The sequence below is a fragment of the Diaphorobacter sp. JS3051 genome, from assembly GCF_015832135.1.
Taxonomy (GTDB): domain Bacteria; phylum Pseudomonadota; class Gammaproteobacteria; order Burkholderiales; family Burkholderiaceae_C; genus Diaphorobacter; species Diaphorobacter nitroreducens.
In genome coordinates, this window is sequence record NZ_CP065406.1 from 1,155,166 (window position 1) to 1,170,485 (window position 15,320).

The 15,320-nt window shown below is 63.8% G+C and carries 13 protein-coding genes; 5 read left to right on the forward strand and 8 right to left on the reverse strand.

The annotated features are described in order from the left end of the window. Nucleotides 1-4 precede the first annotated feature (4 nt). The 3 genes from pstA to pstS all read right to left on the reverse strand — a co-directional run bounded on the left by pstA (nucleotide 5) and on the right by pstS (nucleotide 3,014). On the reverse strand, nucleotides 5-886 hold the full coding sequence (pstA, locus tag I3K84_RS05435; protein WP_011805576.1) for a phosphate ABC transporter permease PstA: 882 nt from the start codon (nucleotides 884-886) through the stop codon (nucleotides 5-7). Continuing rightward, nucleotides 883-1,896 (reverse strand): phosphate ABC transporter permease subunit PstC, encoded by a 1,014-nt coding sequence (gene pstC / locus I3K84_RS05440; RefSeq protein WP_011805577.1) that lies wholly within the window; start codon nucleotides 1,894-1,896, stop codon nucleotides 883-885. Before pstC ends, pstA begins: the two co-directional genes overlap by 4 nt. Before the next feature lie 77 nt (nucleotides 1,897-1,973). Next, nucleotides 1,974-3,014 (reverse strand): phosphate ABC transporter substrate-binding protein PstS, encoded by a 1,041-nt coding sequence (gene pstS / locus I3K84_RS05445; protein WP_088886974.1) that lies wholly within the window; start codon nucleotides 3,012-3,014, stop codon nucleotides 1,974-1,976. Nucleotides 3,015-3,214: 200 nt separating this feature from the next. Here pstS and I3K84_RS05450 point away from each other — a divergent pair, with 200 nt between their 5' ends. The 4 genes from I3K84_RS05450 (at nucleotide 3,215) to I3K84_RS05465 (ending at nucleotide 6,937) form a co-directional block, all read left to right on the forward strand. Then, the gene (locus I3K84_RS05450) at nucleotides 3,215-3,706 is read left to right on the forward strand and encodes a fasciclin domain-containing protein (protein WP_196995658.1); all 492 of its coding nucleotides are present in this window, start codon (nucleotides 3,215-3,217) and stop codon (nucleotides 3,704-3,706) included. Between the two features lie 31 nt (nucleotides 3,707-3,737). Further along, nucleotides 3,738-4,871 carry an ABC transporter substrate-binding protein gene (locus tag I3K84_RS05455; RefSeq protein WP_123676406.1) on the forward strand — a complete coding sequence of 378 codons (1,134 nt, stop codon included), beginning with the start codon at nucleotides 3,738-3,740 and terminating at the stop codon, nucleotides 4,869-4,871. A gap of 84 nt (nucleotides 4,872-4,955) precedes the next feature. Further along, complete coding sequence (locus I3K84_RS05460) at nucleotides 4,956-6,437, forward strand: exopolyphosphatase (protein WP_011805581.1); 1,482 nt, start codon at nucleotides 4,956-4,958, stop codon at nucleotides 6,435-6,437. A 65-nt stretch (nucleotides 6,438-6,502) separates the two neighbouring features. After that, complete coding sequence (locus I3K84_RS05465) at nucleotides 6,503-6,937, forward strand: hypothetical protein (RefSeq protein WP_041838820.1); 435 nt, start codon at nucleotides 6,503-6,505, stop codon at nucleotides 6,935-6,937. Between the two features lie 56 nt (nucleotides 6,938-6,993). Here the strand turns inward: I3K84_RS05465 and I3K84_RS05470 are convergent, their stop codons facing one another. From I3K84_RS05470 to I3K84_RS05480, 3 genes are all read right to left on the reverse strand, one after another. Beyond that, complete coding sequence (locus I3K84_RS05470) at nucleotides 6,994-7,458, reverse strand: histidine phosphatase family protein (RefSeq protein ID WP_011805583.1); 465 nt, start codon at nucleotides 7,456-7,458, stop codon at nucleotides 6,994-6,996. Then, entirely contained in the window at nucleotides 7,455-9,626 is a 2,172-nt protein-coding gene (ppk1, locus tag I3K84_RS05475) for a polyphosphate kinase 1 (protein ID WP_196995659.1), read from the reverse strand. The genes I3K84_RS05470 and ppk1 overlap by 4 nt, the downstream gene beginning before the upstream one ends. Before the next feature lie 115 nt (nucleotides 9,627-9,741). Then, complete coding sequence (locus I3K84_RS05480; RefSeq protein WP_172206702.1) at nucleotides 9,742-10,578, reverse strand: GNAT family N-acetyltransferase; 837 nt, start codon at nucleotides 10,576-10,578, stop codon at nucleotides 9,742-9,744. A gap of 231 nt (nucleotides 10,579-10,809) precedes the next feature. Here I3K84_RS05480 and I3K84_RS05485 point away from each other — a divergent pair, with 231 nt between their 5' ends. Continuing rightward, on the forward strand, nucleotides 10,810-13,032 hold the full coding sequence (locus I3K84_RS05485; protein WP_196995660.1) for an EAL domain-containing protein: 2,223 nt from the start codon (nucleotides 10,810-10,812) through the stop codon (nucleotides 13,030-13,032). A gap of 67 nt (nucleotides 13,033-13,099) precedes the next feature. Here I3K84_RS05485 and glmM read toward each other — a convergent pair whose 3' ends face one another. Further along, nucleotides 13,100-14,434, reverse strand: coding sequence for a phosphoglucosamine mutase (gene glmM / locus I3K84_RS05490; protein WP_123676411.1), 1,335 nt, complete (start codon nucleotides 14,432-14,434; stop codon nucleotides 13,100-13,102). Nucleotides 14,435-14,446: 12 nt separating this feature from the next. Then, nucleotides 14,447-15,298 carry a dihydropteroate synthase gene (folP, locus tag I3K84_RS05495; RefSeq protein ID WP_196995661.1) on the reverse strand — a complete coding sequence of 284 codons (852 nt, stop codon included), beginning with the start codon at nucleotides 15,296-15,298 and terminating at the stop codon, nucleotides 14,447-14,449. Between the last annotated feature and the right edge of the window lie 22 nt (nucleotides 15,299-15,320).

Here is a 15,320-nt window from a genome sequence, read left to right on the forward strand (position 1 = left end):
ATAGTTACTTTTGGCGCGTGACCACGCGGGCCAGGATGTTCAGGCCCAGCACCGCAAGGGTGATGAGGAACACGCCAGCCCAGGCGAGCTGCTGCCAGTTCTCATAGGGGCTCATGGCGAACTTGAAGATGGTCACCGGCAAGCTGGCCATGGGCTTGGACAGGTCGCCATTCCAGAACTGGTTGTTCAGTGCAGTGAACAGCAGGGGCGCCGTCTCGCCTGCGATGCGTGCCACCGCCAGCAATATGCCGGTGATCACGCCGGCGCGGGCCGCGCGCAGCGTCACCATGGTGATGACCTTCCATTTGGGCGTGCCCAGAGCGTAGGCCGCCTCGCGCAGACTGGCCGGAACGAGGATCAGCATGTTTTCGGTGGTGCGGATCACCACGGGGATGACGATGAGCGCCAAGGCCATGATCCCGGCGTAGGCCGAGAAGCTCTTGAACTGGGCGACCACCACGGCATAAACAAACAAGCCGATCACGATGCTGGGTGCGGACAGGAGGATGTCATTCACAAAGCGCGTCGTGGATGCCAGCCAGCCGCGTGCATCGTATTCCGCAAGGTAGACGCCCGCCATGATGCCGATGGGCGTGCCCACGAACGTCGCCAGCAGCACCATGACGAAGGAACCGAAGATCGCGTTCGCGATACCACCGGCTTCGTTGGGCGGGGGCGTCATCTGCGTGAACAGCGCCACGCTCAGCCCGCCCACACCCAGCCGGATGGTTTCCCACAGGATCCAGACCAGCCAGAACACGCCAAACGCCATGGCCAGAAGCGACAGCGTCAATGCGATCTGGTTCAGGCGCTTGCGCGACGCATAGCGCGCCTGGCGCACCTGGGCCAGCTCGGCCGCGGAGATGAGTTTTTGCGACGTGCTCATGCGCGCGCCCCTTCGTTTTTCTTGAGGCGCGCCAGCAGCAGCTTGGACAAGGCCAGCACCACGAAAGTGATGAAGAAGAGCACCAGTCCCAGATAGATCAACGACGCCTGGTGCAGGCCCTCGCCGGCTTCGGCAAATTCGTTGGCCAGCGCGGAGGTGATGCTGTTGGCCGCCTCGAACACGGACAGTGAATTCAGCTGGTTCATATTGCCGATCACGAAGGTGACGGCCATGGTCTCGCCCAGCGCACGGCCCAGCCCTAGCATGATGCCGCCCAGGACACCGGACTTGGTATAGGGCAGCACCACCTTCCACACCACCTCCCAGGTGGTGGAGCCCAGGCCGTAGGCGGACTCCTTGAGCAGCGCGGGAGTGACTTCAAACACATCGCGCATGACCGACGCGATGAAGGGGATGATCATGATGGCCAGGATGATGCCGGCCGACAGAATGCCGATACCCACGGGCGGCCCCGACACCAGCGCGCCAAGGTAAGGCACGCCGTGGAACAGCGACTGCAGCGGCTGCTGCACATAAGTGGCAAGAATGGGGCCAAACACCATCAGGCCCCACATGCCGTAGACGATCGAAGGCACAGCCGCCAGCAGTTCGATGGCCGTTCCCAGAGGACGCTTGAGCCATGCAGGGGAAAGCTCCGTCAGAAACAGCGCAATGCCGAAACTGACCGGCACGGCGATCAACAGCGCGATGATGGAGGTCGTCAGGGTGCCGTAGACCATCACCAGGCCGCCGTACTCGTTCTGTACGGGATCCCAGACGCTGCTCGTCAGGAAGCCCAGGCCGTACTGCTGGATCGATGGCCAGGCACCGTGCACGAGCGACGCCATGATGCCCAGCAAAAGCGCCAGGGTCAGCACGGCCGCGCCGCGCGCCAACCAGCCGAAGATGCGATCGGCAATCACGCCGGAAAACAGGGTGGTACGGGGCGGGGGGGAACCCCTGGATGCGCCAACAGCCGCATCAAGCGGCGGGGCCTCGTGGACGGGCATGGTACTGGACACGTCTGATTGCCTTGTAAAACAGGGGAACCGGTGGTCCACCCGGGAGGGCGGGCCACCGTGTCAGCTTACTTCAGGGCGATGGATTTGCCCGAAGTGTCCTTGATCTCGCCCCACGACTTCATGATCACTGCCTTCACATTTTCCGGCATGGCCACATAGTCCAGGTCAGAGGCGGTCTTGTCGCCCGACTTGTATGCCCACTCGAAGAACTTCAGTGCCGTAGCAGCCTGCACCGGCTTGTCCTGCGACTTCTGCATCAGGATGAAGGTGGCCGAGGTGAGCGGCCATGCATCCTTGCCGGGCTGGTTCGTCAGGATCTGGTAGAAGCTCTTGGTCCACTCCGCACCCGCGGCGGCGGCCTTGAAGGTGGCCTCATCAGGCGACACGAAGTTGCCAGCGCTGTTCTGCATCTGCGCGAACGTCAGCTTGTTTTGCTTCACGTAGGCGTACTCCACGTAGCCGATGGAGTTGGGCAGGCGTCCCACGAACGCGGCCACGCCTTCGTTGCCCTTGCCGCCCGCGCCGGTGGGCCAGTTCACGGCAGTGCCTTCGCCCACCTTGGCCTTCCACTCGGCGTTCACCTTGCTCAGGTAGTTGGTGAAACCGAAGGTGGTGCCGGAGCCATCGGCACGGCGCACCGGGGCGATGGCGGCATCAGGCAGGTTCAGGCCCGGGTTCAAGGCCTTGATGGCTTCGTCGTTCCACTTGGTGATCTTGCCCAGATAGATGTCGCCGAGCAGTTGGCCGTTGAGCTTGAGTTGGCCGGGCTGAATACCCTTGATGTTCACCACGGGAACGATACCGCCGATCACGGTAGGGAACTGCACGAGCCCCTTCTTGGCCAATTCTTCGTCTTTCAGGGGCGCATCGGAAGCGCCGAAATCAACCGTCTTGGCCTCGATCTGACGCAGACCGGCGCCCGAGCCGACGGACTGGTAGTTGATCTTGACGCCCGTGGCCTTGTTGTAGTCGGCCGCCCACTTGGAATACAGGGGTGCAGGGAAGCTGGCGCCAGCGCCCGTTGCTTCCTGCTGTGCCCAGGCGCCAGAAAACGCGCCCATTGCCACAACACCAGACACCAGAACGCGAATCGCGGAGAGTTTCATGGAAGAGACCTCTTGGTTGAAAAAACTCAATGCTGCGACTCTAGAAGCCGTTTGTGACATCACCGTGACATTCATTCTTGACCGTCATACACCGTCCGCAGCGCTGCCCCACTTCCTTGTCACGGAACTGTCGCAAGGGGAACGTACGCTCCCGCCACCGACAACAGTCGGTAACAAACACACCTCTTCGGGAGAACCACATGTTCCGTCGCCTGACTCTTCAAACCACCCTGGCCCTCGCGATCGTCGCGACCCTGGGCGCCTGCTCTACCCCCGCGTCTGCCCCTAACACGGTGGGCGACGTGGTTGCCAAGACCAAGAACCTCAGCACCTTCAACCAATTGGTCGCCGACGCAGGCATGGCAGCCACGCTGAACGGCTCCGGCCCCTACACGGTTTTCGCCCCCAGCGATGCAGCCTTCCAGGCGCTTCCTGCGAAGACGCGCGACGCCCTCAAGAACGACAAGGAACAGCTGAAGGCCGTGCTGAGCTACCACATCGTGCCGGCACACGTCACCGCAAGCGCCAAGGCCGGCAAGCTGAAGACCCTGCAGGGCTCGGACATTGATCTGGCACGCGCCGCAGACTTTGTGACCGTGGAGGACGCCCTGGTGGAACAGGCCGACCTGAAGGCGGGCAACGGTGTCGTGCACGTGATTGATCGCGTGCTGGTGCCTCCCCGCAAGAAGTAAGCCGTTCCACGCCAACCTGTCCTTCCAGACCATGCATCCTCCTCTTTCTTGCAGCCTGCGATTGCAGCGGCGCGCCCTGTTGAAGGCGGCGGGCGCTGCCTGCGCCATCGGCGCAGCGGCATATGCGCCCGTGGCGCGGGCGCAGGAGCAACGCGCTCTCGCAGTCACACAGATCGTGGATCTGTCGCCACAGAACCAGGACGTCAGCCGTGACTTCCTGATCGGGTCCCGGGCTGCATGGACGGACCTGAACGCTCGTGGCGGCGGCATTCGCGGCCGCTCCGTCCAGCATGTGGTGGTGGAGACCGACGGGTCGGCTGCCGCAGTTCGCACGGCCTGGAAGGCGGCATACGACAACGCCGCGTGTGTGGCATTGTCCGGGTGCGTGGGGGACAGCACGGCGGCCGCCATCGCCACCCTTCAGACGGGCGAGGCCGCACTGGCCCACCTGGCACCCTGGCTCTTGCGGCAATGGAAGGACGACAGCGACACCGTCTTTCCCATCTTTCCCAATTACCGTGCCCAGATGACCCATGCCATTCGCTCTCTCGCGGTCATGGGAGTGCAACAGGCAGGTGCGGTCTACGCCAATGCGACACTCCAGCAGCAGTTGCAGGGTCTGGTCACCGAAGTGGGCAAGGCCATGGGGTTGCGCATCCAGCCCCTCTCGCCCCAGGAGCAACGCGGAATTCCCCCCGCCATCGTGCTGTTCATCGGGGGCACTCCGGAGCTTCACGAATATGTAAGACACCTGACCCTGCCCCAGGGCCGGCAATGCTATGTAGTGGCCCTTGCCGATGCGAATCTGCAGGTGCTGGCGCAGTTGGGCGGCATTCCGCGCGGCATTTCCGTCATCGCCACGCAACCGGTTCCTTTGGTATCGCACGGCATGTCCATCGTGCGCAACTACCGCGAGGTCATGGCCAAGCTCTACGACGAGCCCCCCTCGCCCCAGGGGCTGGCGGGCTTCATCGCCGCACGGTATACCGCAGAGGTGCTGCAATCGGTGACCGGGCCGGTCACACGCGCCAGCGTTCTCGCCGCGTTGCGTAAACGCGTAGAAATCCAGGTCGGCGGCTACCTGGTGGCCTACGAAGACAGACGCCTGGCCAATACCCACGTCACACAAAGCATGCTCACGGCCGACGGACGCATCGTGGGCTGAGACGTGGCCGCCCTGCAGTCGTTTTCTCCCCGGCGCCGATGCTATGCTGCACCGCTGGAAAACCTGCGCACAGCGTGCATCCCCATGCAAGATGGAATACTGCTGGCAGCCGTGGATCTGGGCTCCAATAGCTTTCGCCTGGAAATCGGCCGCCTCGAACACGGGCAGATCCGCCGTGTCGAATACCTGAAAGAAACCGTTCGCCAGGGCGGCGGCCTCGATGAGGACCGCAACCTCACGCAGGACGCCATGCAGCGTGGCTGGGATTGCCTTGCCCGGTTTGCAGAGCGGCTTGCGGGTTTTCCAGCCGCTCATGTCCGTGCGGTGGCGACGCAAACCTTGCGCGAGGCACGCAACCGGGAAGAATTCATTACCCGAGGAAGCCGGATTCTGGGCTTTCCCATCGACGTCGTATCCGGGCCTGAAGAGGCGCGGCTCATCTACCAGGGCGTGGCAAGACTGCTGCCGCAATCCGACGAAAAGCGCCTGGTCGTGGACATCGGCGGTCGCTCGACGGAATTGATTCTGGGGCAGCAGTTCACGCCAGGTACCGTGGCGTCCTACCGCGTGGGCAGCGTGGCTTGGTCTGCCCGCTACTTCGCTGACGGTTCCTTCACGCGCCACGCTTTCGAAGCCGCTGAAATCGCCGCCAAGGCCGTGCTGGACGAGGCGATGGACAGTTACCGGCGCCAGACGTGGGATGTGGCCTATGGCTCATCAGGCACCGTCGGGGCCGTTGGCTCCATCCTTGCTGCCGCCGGCGGTGAGGAGGGTGTGATCCGCCGTGAGGGCCTCGACTGGCTGCAGGACCAGTTGATGCGTGCGCGCCATGTAGACCGCCTGCGACTGGACGGCCTCAAGGACGACCGCAAGGCGGTGATTGGAGGGGGCGTCAGCATCGTGCGTGCGATCTTTGATCTGCTGGATATCGAACGCATGACCGTGGCGCAAGGCGCCCTGCGCCAAGGTGCCCTCTACGATCTTCTGGACCGCGACCAGCCCGAAACGGATTTGCGCTCAGCTACCGTGCGCTCGCTCATGCACCGTTTTACGGTGGACCACGCCCATGCCGAGCGCGTTGCCGAACTGGCCTGCCGCCTGTTCCGCGAGGCTTCCCCGCAAGGCAGCGAACGTGCCGCCCGCAAGCTCGGCTGGGCCGCCTGCCTGCACGAGATCGGGTGCCGCATTTCACACAGCGACTACCACCATCACGGCGCCTACATCCTGGACCATACGGATGCAGCCGGCTTTGCCTTGCCCGAACTGCACCATCTGGGGCTCCTGGTGCTGGGCCACCGGGGAAAGGTGCGCAAGCTGGAAGCCGCGAATCTCGCCGATCCGGTCTTTGCCTTGCAGCTCATGTGCCTGCGCGCGGCAGTGGCCCTGTGCCACGCGCGGCGCCCTCCAGACGTAGAAGGTATCCATCTGCAGGTGGAAGGCCGCCGCTGTACCGTGCAGTCGCGCACCGGCTGGGCAGCGGCCTATCCGCAGTCTGCACACCTGCTGCGGGAAGAATCCGATGCATGGCAAAAAACGCCATGGGAATTCGTGACCGAGCTTTCTTGATGTGATGGCGCCGCAACATAAAACGATATAAACTGTTTATATCGTTTTTCAGTCAGGCAAGGTATATGGCACGAACTCCCGCTACCGACACAGCGGCCCCGGCCGCGCAGGCCCCTGCTCCAGCTCCGGCAAAAGATCTGGCAACAGAAGCGCCAGCGGCTTCGCCGAAGAGGTCGCCGGCAAAGCCTTCCAAGGCACACGTAAAAGCGCCCCTCAAGGCGGCCACCAAGGCAGCACCATCTGTGGCCGACAAAGAAAAAGACATGAAGGCCAAGAAGCCCAAGCTGGTGCGCGATAGCTTCACCATCCCGAAGGACGAGTACGCCGTCATCGAAACGCTGAAGGAACGCACGGCCCGCTTGTCGACGCCTGCCAAGAAGAGCGAGTTACTGCGGGCCGGCCTCAAGGTATTGTCGCAACTGGACGATGCCACCCTGCAAAAGGCAATGCAGTCCATACCCGCAATCAAGACCGGGCGCCCTAAGTCGGACAAGAAATAGTCTGCTTTGCAAGGCAGGTTGGAAGATCGCCTGCCCTGCCCTGTCCTGCGCTCCAGCTACAGGAATTCGGGCGATTGCACCGCAAGCAGGATGGTCTCGCTGGCATCCTGTCGTTGCCGATGGCGCAGCCACCACACAGCTCCCTTGCGGATGGAACATTCATCGGCACGCAATCCCAGGAGCCGCGCCACCGTTTGCCCCAGCATTGGCTGATGGCCCACTACCAGCACTGCCCCCCGCGAACGCGGCCACTGGGCCAGTTCCAGTAGCTCATCGGGTTGTCCGCCCGGCAACAGTTCTGCACGCAGCTTGTATTTGCGGCCCAGTGCTTTTGCGGTCTGCTCAGTGCGCCGTGCGGGGCTGGCAAGCACGCGCAATCCGTCGGGCAGTTGGCGATCGAGCCACACCGCCATGCGCGCCGCCTGTTTTTCGCCACGCTGCGTCAGCGGCCGGTCCAGGTCGTCTTCGTTCTCACCGGCATTTTCCGCCTCGGCATGGCGCCAAAGTATGAGATCCGTCATGCGCTTTCTTTCCGGGGCACGGGCGCAGCTACGGGGGCGTAGCGCGCCATCAGGGCATTTTGGGCTCCCGCGCCATCCAGCACATGCGGCGCGCGGGAATAACTGCCATCGCTCTCCAGGCTCCACGCATCACGGTTGTCGTGCAGGTAGGCCACAAGGCATTCGTCAATGATGCGCTGGCGCAGCTTCTTGTCCGTCACCGGCCACGCCAGTTCCACGCGGCGCAGCATGTTGCGGTTCATCCAATCGGCGCTGGACAGGTAAAGGTCTTCCCGCGTACCGCTGCGGAAGTAAAACACGCGCGTGTGCTCCAGGAAGCGACCGATGACGGAACGCACCCGGATGTTCTCCGTGGCGCCCGCCACCTGTGCGGGGAGGATGCATGCGCCGCGCACGATGAGGTCAACGCTTGCGCCACGCTGGCCCGCGCGGATGAGCGCCTGCACCAATGCCTCATCGGTCAGCGCGTTCATCTTGGCGACGATGCGGCCGCCCTCGCCGCGCTCAGCCGCCAGCCCTGCCTGCTCAATTTGCTCCAACAGGAACGAGTGCAGGTCGAAGGGCGCCATGACCAACTGCTTCAGCGGTGGCAGCCGGTTCTGATTGGCCAGATGGTCAAAGACGAGATCCATGTCCGCCGTCAGGTCCGCATCCGCCGTCAGATAGCTTAGATCGGTATAGAGCCGGGCCGTGCGTGGGTTGTAATTGCCAGTGGACAGGTGCCCGTAGCGCCGCAGGCGCCCTCCTTCGCGGCGCGTCACCAAGAGCATCTTGGCATGGGTCTTCAAGCCCACGACGCCATACACCACCTGCGCGCCGATGGACTCCAGCGCTTCGGCCCAGTTGATGTTGGCCTCCTCGTCAAAGCGTGCCTTCAGTTCCACGACTGCCGTCACTTCCTTGCCGCGACGCACCGCCTCACGCAGGAGCTCCATGAGTTCCGAATCCGAGCCCGTGCGATAGATGGTCTGCTTGATGGCCAGCACCTGCGGATCGTTGACCGCTTCGCGCAGGAATGCCAGCACTCCGTCAAAACTCTCGAAAGGCTGGTGGATGAGCAGGTCTCTGCGGCGCAGCTCCGCCATGATGGAGCTGGAGCGCGGCAATTGCACTGGCCATGCCGGGCGCCACGGAGGGAACAGCAAGGCTGGCACATTAATCAGTTCCACCATCTGCACCAACCGCACCAGGTTGACAGGGCCATGCACCCGGTACAGCGCCGCGGCAGGCAGAGCGAACTGGGATTGCAGGAATTCGGCCAGGAATCGCGAGCAACCGGAAGACACCTCCAGGCGCACCGCTTGACCGAAGTGCCGCTGCTGCAGTCCCTGCCGCAGGGCGGTGCGCAGGTTGCGCACGTCTTCCTCATCCACAGCGAGGTCCGAGTGACGGGTGACGCGGAACTGCGAAAATTCGTACACCTCGCGGCCCGGAAACAGGTCCACCAGGTGCGTGCGGATGATGCTGGAGAGGCTGACGAACTGCATGCCCGTGGGCGCCACATGTGCGGGCAGGCGCATGATGCGCGGCAATACGCGCGGCACCTTGACAATGGCGATCTCGTTTTCACGCCCGAAGGCATCGCTGCCGCGCAGGCGCACGATGAAGTTCAGGGATTTGTTCGCCACTTGGGGAAATGGGTGCGCCGGATCCAACCCCACCGGAATGAGCAGCGGGCGCACATCGCGCTGGAAATACTCACGCACCCACCGCCGCTGCGCCGCCGTGCGCTCGCCATGCGAGACCATGCGTATGCCCTGCGCGGCAAACGCGGGAATCAGCGAATGGTTGTACAGGGCGTATTGCCGCTCGACCAGATCGTGGGCTTTGCGTGCCAGCGCCTCAAACGAATGCAGGCTGTAGCCTTGCTTGGCTTCACCACTGTCCGCCGCGGCAAGATGGGCAGCGGCACGTACTTCGAAGAACTCGTCAAGGTTGGAAGAAACGATGCACAGGTAGCGCAGCCGCTCCAGCAGCGGCACGTCTTCCCGCATAGCCCAGTCCAGCACCCGTTCATTGAAAGCAAGAATGCTGTGGTCACGGTCCAGCAACGGCACGCCACCCACGGGAACCGGCAGAGCGGCGGCGGCCCCCTTCTTTTCCACGCCGGTATCCGGTTCCTCGTCGATCTGGCGAGAGACAGCGGACGGAGTCACGGAAGAGGACATGGGAGCACATAGAAGAAGAAGTGACTGCCAGTATTCGCCATGCCAATGACAAATTCATGACATTGACTTGTTTCTGTCATGCGTTGCTCGGGATACCTTTCCGAAGGCGTACTCGTCAATGTCCCAGGAAGTGCTTCCGGTAGCGAGGGGGCAGATCCACCAGGCGCATCAGCATGGGCAGGTCGGCCGTGTTGAAATCCGGGTCCCAGGCAGGCGCTCCCAGAATCTTGGCACCCAGGCGCAAATAGCCCTTGATCAACGCTGGCGGCTCCACATCCATGCTGCTGTCCAGGTGCTCGACAGGCAGCGGCAAGCGGGGCAAGACATGGTATTCGATGGGCGCGAGATGCGTCTGGCGCAATTGGTGCCAGATGCTGGCGGCCACGTCGCCCGTGACAATGCCGCCGTGCAGCATCGGGATGCTGGCGCAGCCGATCATCGTGTCCAGCCGGTTGCGGGCCATGAAGTCCGCCAGTGCGCCCCACAGCGCAAGAATGACGCCGCCATGGCGATGGTCGGGGTGAACGCAACTGCGGCCCAGTTCCACCATGCGCTCACGCAGGCCGCGCAGGCGCGTCAGGTCGAACTCGGTATCGCTATACGTGCTGCCCACGCGCTGGGCCTGCGCAGGCGTCAAGACCCGGTAGGTGCCGATCACTTGCCGCGACTGCGTGTCGCGCACCAGTAGATGCTCACAGTAGTCGTCAAAGAGGTCCACATCATGGCCGGGCAGCGCGGTCTGCAGACGTGCGCCCATTTCCGAAGCGAAGACATCGAATCTCAACCGCTGCGCTTCACGGACTTCATCGAGATGCCGCGCCCAGGCCACCTCCACACCGCCGTGCGACGCTGCACCGTGGCCCACACCTTCCGTGCTGCGTGGGCGGTGAAGTGACCCCCTGGGAAGGGTCACGGGGCTCAAGGGCATGGTGGGGTTCGGCAAGTCGCTCATTGGCACTCCTGATGTCGCAAGGACCACGCGTGCCTGCCCGAAGATGCCGGAGCACCGCATTCCTTGGACATGACTGTGCATACGGCCCGTGACGGCGCGGTGTCGCCTTCGTGGCGACTTTGTGTCATGGGACTAACCCTGCCAAAAAGAGATGGCCGAAAACGCCCCGCCGCTAATACAATTTGCTACAAATCAGGATTTCCAACGTCACCATCTTCGGACTGCTGGTCCATGTCGCACCCGTCCACCGCCCTGGCGCAGGACCCAGGGCAGGTTTCTCCCGGGGCGATGCAGCGCGTCCTGCGGGAACAGCAGACCTTGCTGGACAGCGCGGGTGTCGGGATCGTGTTCATTCGCAACCGCGCTTTGGTGCGGTGCAACCAGCGCTGCGCCGAGATCTTCGGCCTACCCTCGCCCGAAGACGCGATTGGCCGAAGCAGCGAAGCCCTGCACCCAAGCCGGGGAGCGTTCCGCGAACTCGGCCGCGCCGCTTATCCGACCCTCGCGCGCGGTCAGGCGTATCGCACGGAGCGCCAGCTGAAACGCTGCGACGGCCAACTGTTCTGGGCGCACCTCACCGGGCGATTGATCAACCCCCGGGACAGCCGCGAAGGGTCCATCTGGATCATCGACGACATCGACGAGCAAAAGCGCGCTCAGGCGCAGTTGCAGGCGGCCTTGTGGGAAAAGCAGGTGCTGTTCGACAGTGCCATGGTGGGCATCGTCTTCCTGCAAGAGCGGCGCATGACACGGTGCAACCGCCATTTCGAGCAGATCCTGGGGTACGGCCCGGGCGAACTGGCAGGGTCCTCGTCGCGGCGGTGGTATTTGAGCGACGAAGACTGGCACGAGGCCGGGGTGCGCTGCTATGCGCCGCTGGTGCAGGGACAGGCCTTCGAAGGCCAGATGGTCTTGCGCACCCGCGATGGGCGCGCCATTGAATGTGAGGTACGCAGCAAGGCCGTCGATCCGTCGAATGTCGCGCAGGGCTCCATCTGGATCGTGATGGATGTGAGCGAGCGATTGCGCATTCAGAGGCAGCTCGCGGGCATGCATGGCGAACTGGAGCAGCAAGTGCGCGACCGCACGCGCGAGTTGCAGGAGACAGTGGGCAACCTGCACCGCGAGATCCAGGACCGTCAACGCGACCAGGAACGTATCTACTGGATGGCGCACTACGACGCGCTCACCGAACTGCCCAACCGCGTCCTTCTGGCCGAGCGCGGTCAGGACGCGATCCGCCACGCGCAAGAGTCCGGTGCGCCCCTGGCCGTGATGTTCCTGGACTTGGACAACTTCAAGCACGTGAACGACTCGCTGGGCCATCGCATCGGCGATGCACTGTTGGTGGAAATCGCACAGCGCCTGCGCACCACGGTGCGGCAAAGGGACACCGTGGCGCGTCTAGGGGGTGACGAGTTCGTGCTCCTGCTACCCGGCGCCAACGCGCAAGGCGCCGCGCGGGTTGCGGCCAAGATGCAGGAAGCAGCCCTGCAGCCGGTGCACATCCAGCACCATGAATTGTCGCTGGCCCTGTCCATGGGGATTGCGCTCTTTCCTGAGCATGGGAGCGATTTCGAGACCCTGATCCAGTCGGCCGATACCGCGATGTACCGCGCCAAGGCGGACGGACGCAACAGCTACCGGTTCTTCACGCCCACGATGCAGGCGCAGTCGGCCCGAGCGCTGCAGTTGACCAACGCGCTGCGGCGGGCTCTGGAGCGCAACCAGTTGTCGCTGCATTACCAACCCCAGGTGTCTATAGCGACGGGCCGGGTCTGCGGCGTGGAGGCGCTGCTGCGCTGGCATCACCCAGAGCTGGGCGCGGTATCGCCGGCAGAATTCATTCCGGTGGCAGAAGACACTGGGCAAATCCTGCCCATTGGCGAGTGGGTGCTGCGCACGGCGCTGGCGCAGTTGCGCACCTGGCATAACCAGGGACTTCCGGCCCTGACGATGGCAGTGAATCTGTCCGCCGTGCAGTTCCGCCAGCCGCAGTTGCTGGAGCTGGTGGACCGGCTTCTCGCCGAGTACGGAGTGCAGCCCCACCTGCTGGAGCTGGAGCTGACCGAGAACGTGGCCGTCGCGGACCCCCACGCCGCGATCGCGACGATGGACCAGCTCCACGCCAAAGGCGTGCGCCTGTCGATGGATGACTTTGGTACCGGCTATTCGTCGCTGAGCCATCTCAAGCGATTCCAGATCTACCGGCTGAAGATCGACCAGTCCTTCGTGCGCGACCTGGACCATGACGGCAACGACCGCGCCATCGTCAGCGCCATCATCCGCATGGCGCAGGCGCTGGGCATGCGCACCACGGCCGAGGGGGTAGAAACCGCCCATCAGCTGACGTTCCTGCGCGAACAGGGCTGTGATGAAGCCCAGGGTTTCTATTTCAGCCGGCCCCTGGGGGCCCCGCATCTGCAGCAGTATCTGCTGCAGCGCCCTGCCTGATTGAACACTCAAAAGTGCCTGTAGCGCCCGTCTATCAAGCGCAAGCAGCTACACTAACAATAGCAAATCAGCCCGCACGCGCCGCGTCTGCCATGCGTTGTGCGCAGCGGTTCGCCTGCTCGGCCTCACGTGCCTCCACCATCACGCGCAACAGTGGCTCCGTGCCGCTGGCGCGTACCAGCACGCGGCCATGGGCGCCCAATTCGGCCTCTGCGTCGCGGATGGCATCCGCGAGCACAGGGTTGGTTTTCCAGTCCTGTCCCGGGTTCAAGCGCACATTGAGCAACACCTGAGGAAACAACGGCACGTCCGCGAGCAGCTGTGCCAGCGTTTTGCCGCTGCGCACGCACGCCTGCAACACCTGCAACGCGCTGATCAGGCCATCGCCCGTGGTGTGCCGGTCCAGCGCGAGCAGGTGGCCCGAGCCCTCCCCGCCCAACAGCCAATGCTGGCGCTGGAGTTCTTCCAGCACATAGCGGTCCCCCACCTTGGCGCGCATGAATTTCACGCCGCGCCGCTGCAGGGCTTCTTCCACGGCCATGTTGGTCATCAAGGTGCCGACTACGCCGGGCACATGCTCGTCGCGCGCCAGCCGGGCGGCAACCATCACGTAGAGCAGTTCGTCACCGTTGAAAAGCCGCCCCGCCGCATCCACCATTTGCACGCGGTCCGCGTCGCCATCCAGCGCAATGCCGTAGTCAGCATGGTTGGCACGCACGGCCCGCACCAGCGCGTCCGGATGCGTGGCGCCCACCTGATGGTTGATGTTGAGTCCATCGGGCGCGCACCCGATCGCCAGGACCTCGGCCCCCAGTTCATGGAACACCTTGGGCGCGATGTGATAAGCCGCGCCATGTGCGGCATCCACGACGATCTTCAGGCCCCGCAGCGTGAGGTCGTTGGCAAAAGTGCTCTTGCAGAATTCGATGTAACGGCCGGCGGCGTCATCCAGCCGTCGCGTCTTGCCCAGCGATGCGGAATCGGCCCACACGGGCGGTTGCTCCAGGGCGGCTTCCACCTCTTCTTCCCATGCGTCGGGCAGCTTGGTGCCTTGCGCACTGAAGAACTTGATGCCGTTGTCGGGGTATGGATTGTGGCTGGCGCTGATGACCACGCCCAGGCTCGCACGCTGGGCACGCGTGAGGTAGGCCACGCCCGGCGTGGGCAGCGGCCCCAGCAGCACGACATCCACACCCGCCGAGTTGAAGCCCGATTCCAGCGCGCTTTCCAGCATGTAGCCGGAGATGCGCGTGTCCTTGCCGATGAGCACCGTGGGACGCTCCTGCGTGCGGCGCAGCACACGCCCTACCGCATGTGCCAAGCGCAGCGCGAAGTCGGGGGTGATGGGCGACTGCCCCACCGTGCCGCGGATGCCATCGGTGCCGAAATACTTGCGGGTCATGAAATTCCTTGATTACTGGAAAATGGCGGCGCCGGTGTCCTGCTGCCGCATCGCGCTCCACACCGCCAGCGCCGCCACGGTGTCGCGTACGTCATGCACACGCACCACCCGCGCACCGCGCTCCACGGCAAGCACGGCCGCGGCAACGCTTGGTGCCATGCGTTCGTGCACAGGCAGGCCAGTGACGGAACCGATGGACGATTTGCGCGACCAGCCGGCCAGCAACGGGTAGCCCAAGGCCAGGAGCTCGGGCTGGCGGGCCAGCAGGGCGAAATTTTGCTCGACTGTCTTGCCGAACCCAATGCCATAGTCGAGTACGATGCGGGCCTTTTCCACGCCCAGCGCTTGCAGTTCCTGCGCTGAGCGCTCCAAAAAATAGAGCACTGACGGCACCACATCTTCCTCCATGGGCGTGGCCTGCATGGTCTGCGGGTCCCGGTGCATATGCATCAGGCACACGCCGCAGCGCGGATGGGCGGCGACGATCCCGGCCGCCCCTGGCTGGCGCAACGCCCAGATGTCGTTGACGATGTCCGCCCCCAGGTCCAGCACCGCCTGCATGACCTGGGGCTTGTAGGTGTCGACCGAGACTGGCACCCCCAGGCGCACCGCCTCCACCACCAGCGGCACGACGCGCGCCAGCTCTTGCTCCAGCGGCACCGCCGGGCTACCCGGGCGCGTGGATTCACCGCCGATGTCCAGGATATCCGCGCCATCCTTGATCAGCTGCTCGCAGTGCCGCAACGCTCCCCGCGTATCAACATGCCGGCCGCCGTCTGAGAAGGAATCTGGGGTGACGTTGACGATCCCCATGACCTGGGGACGCGTGAGGTCCACGTCGAAACGTGTGGTTTGCCAGCGCATGCGTGAGTGAGTGAGAGCCGTG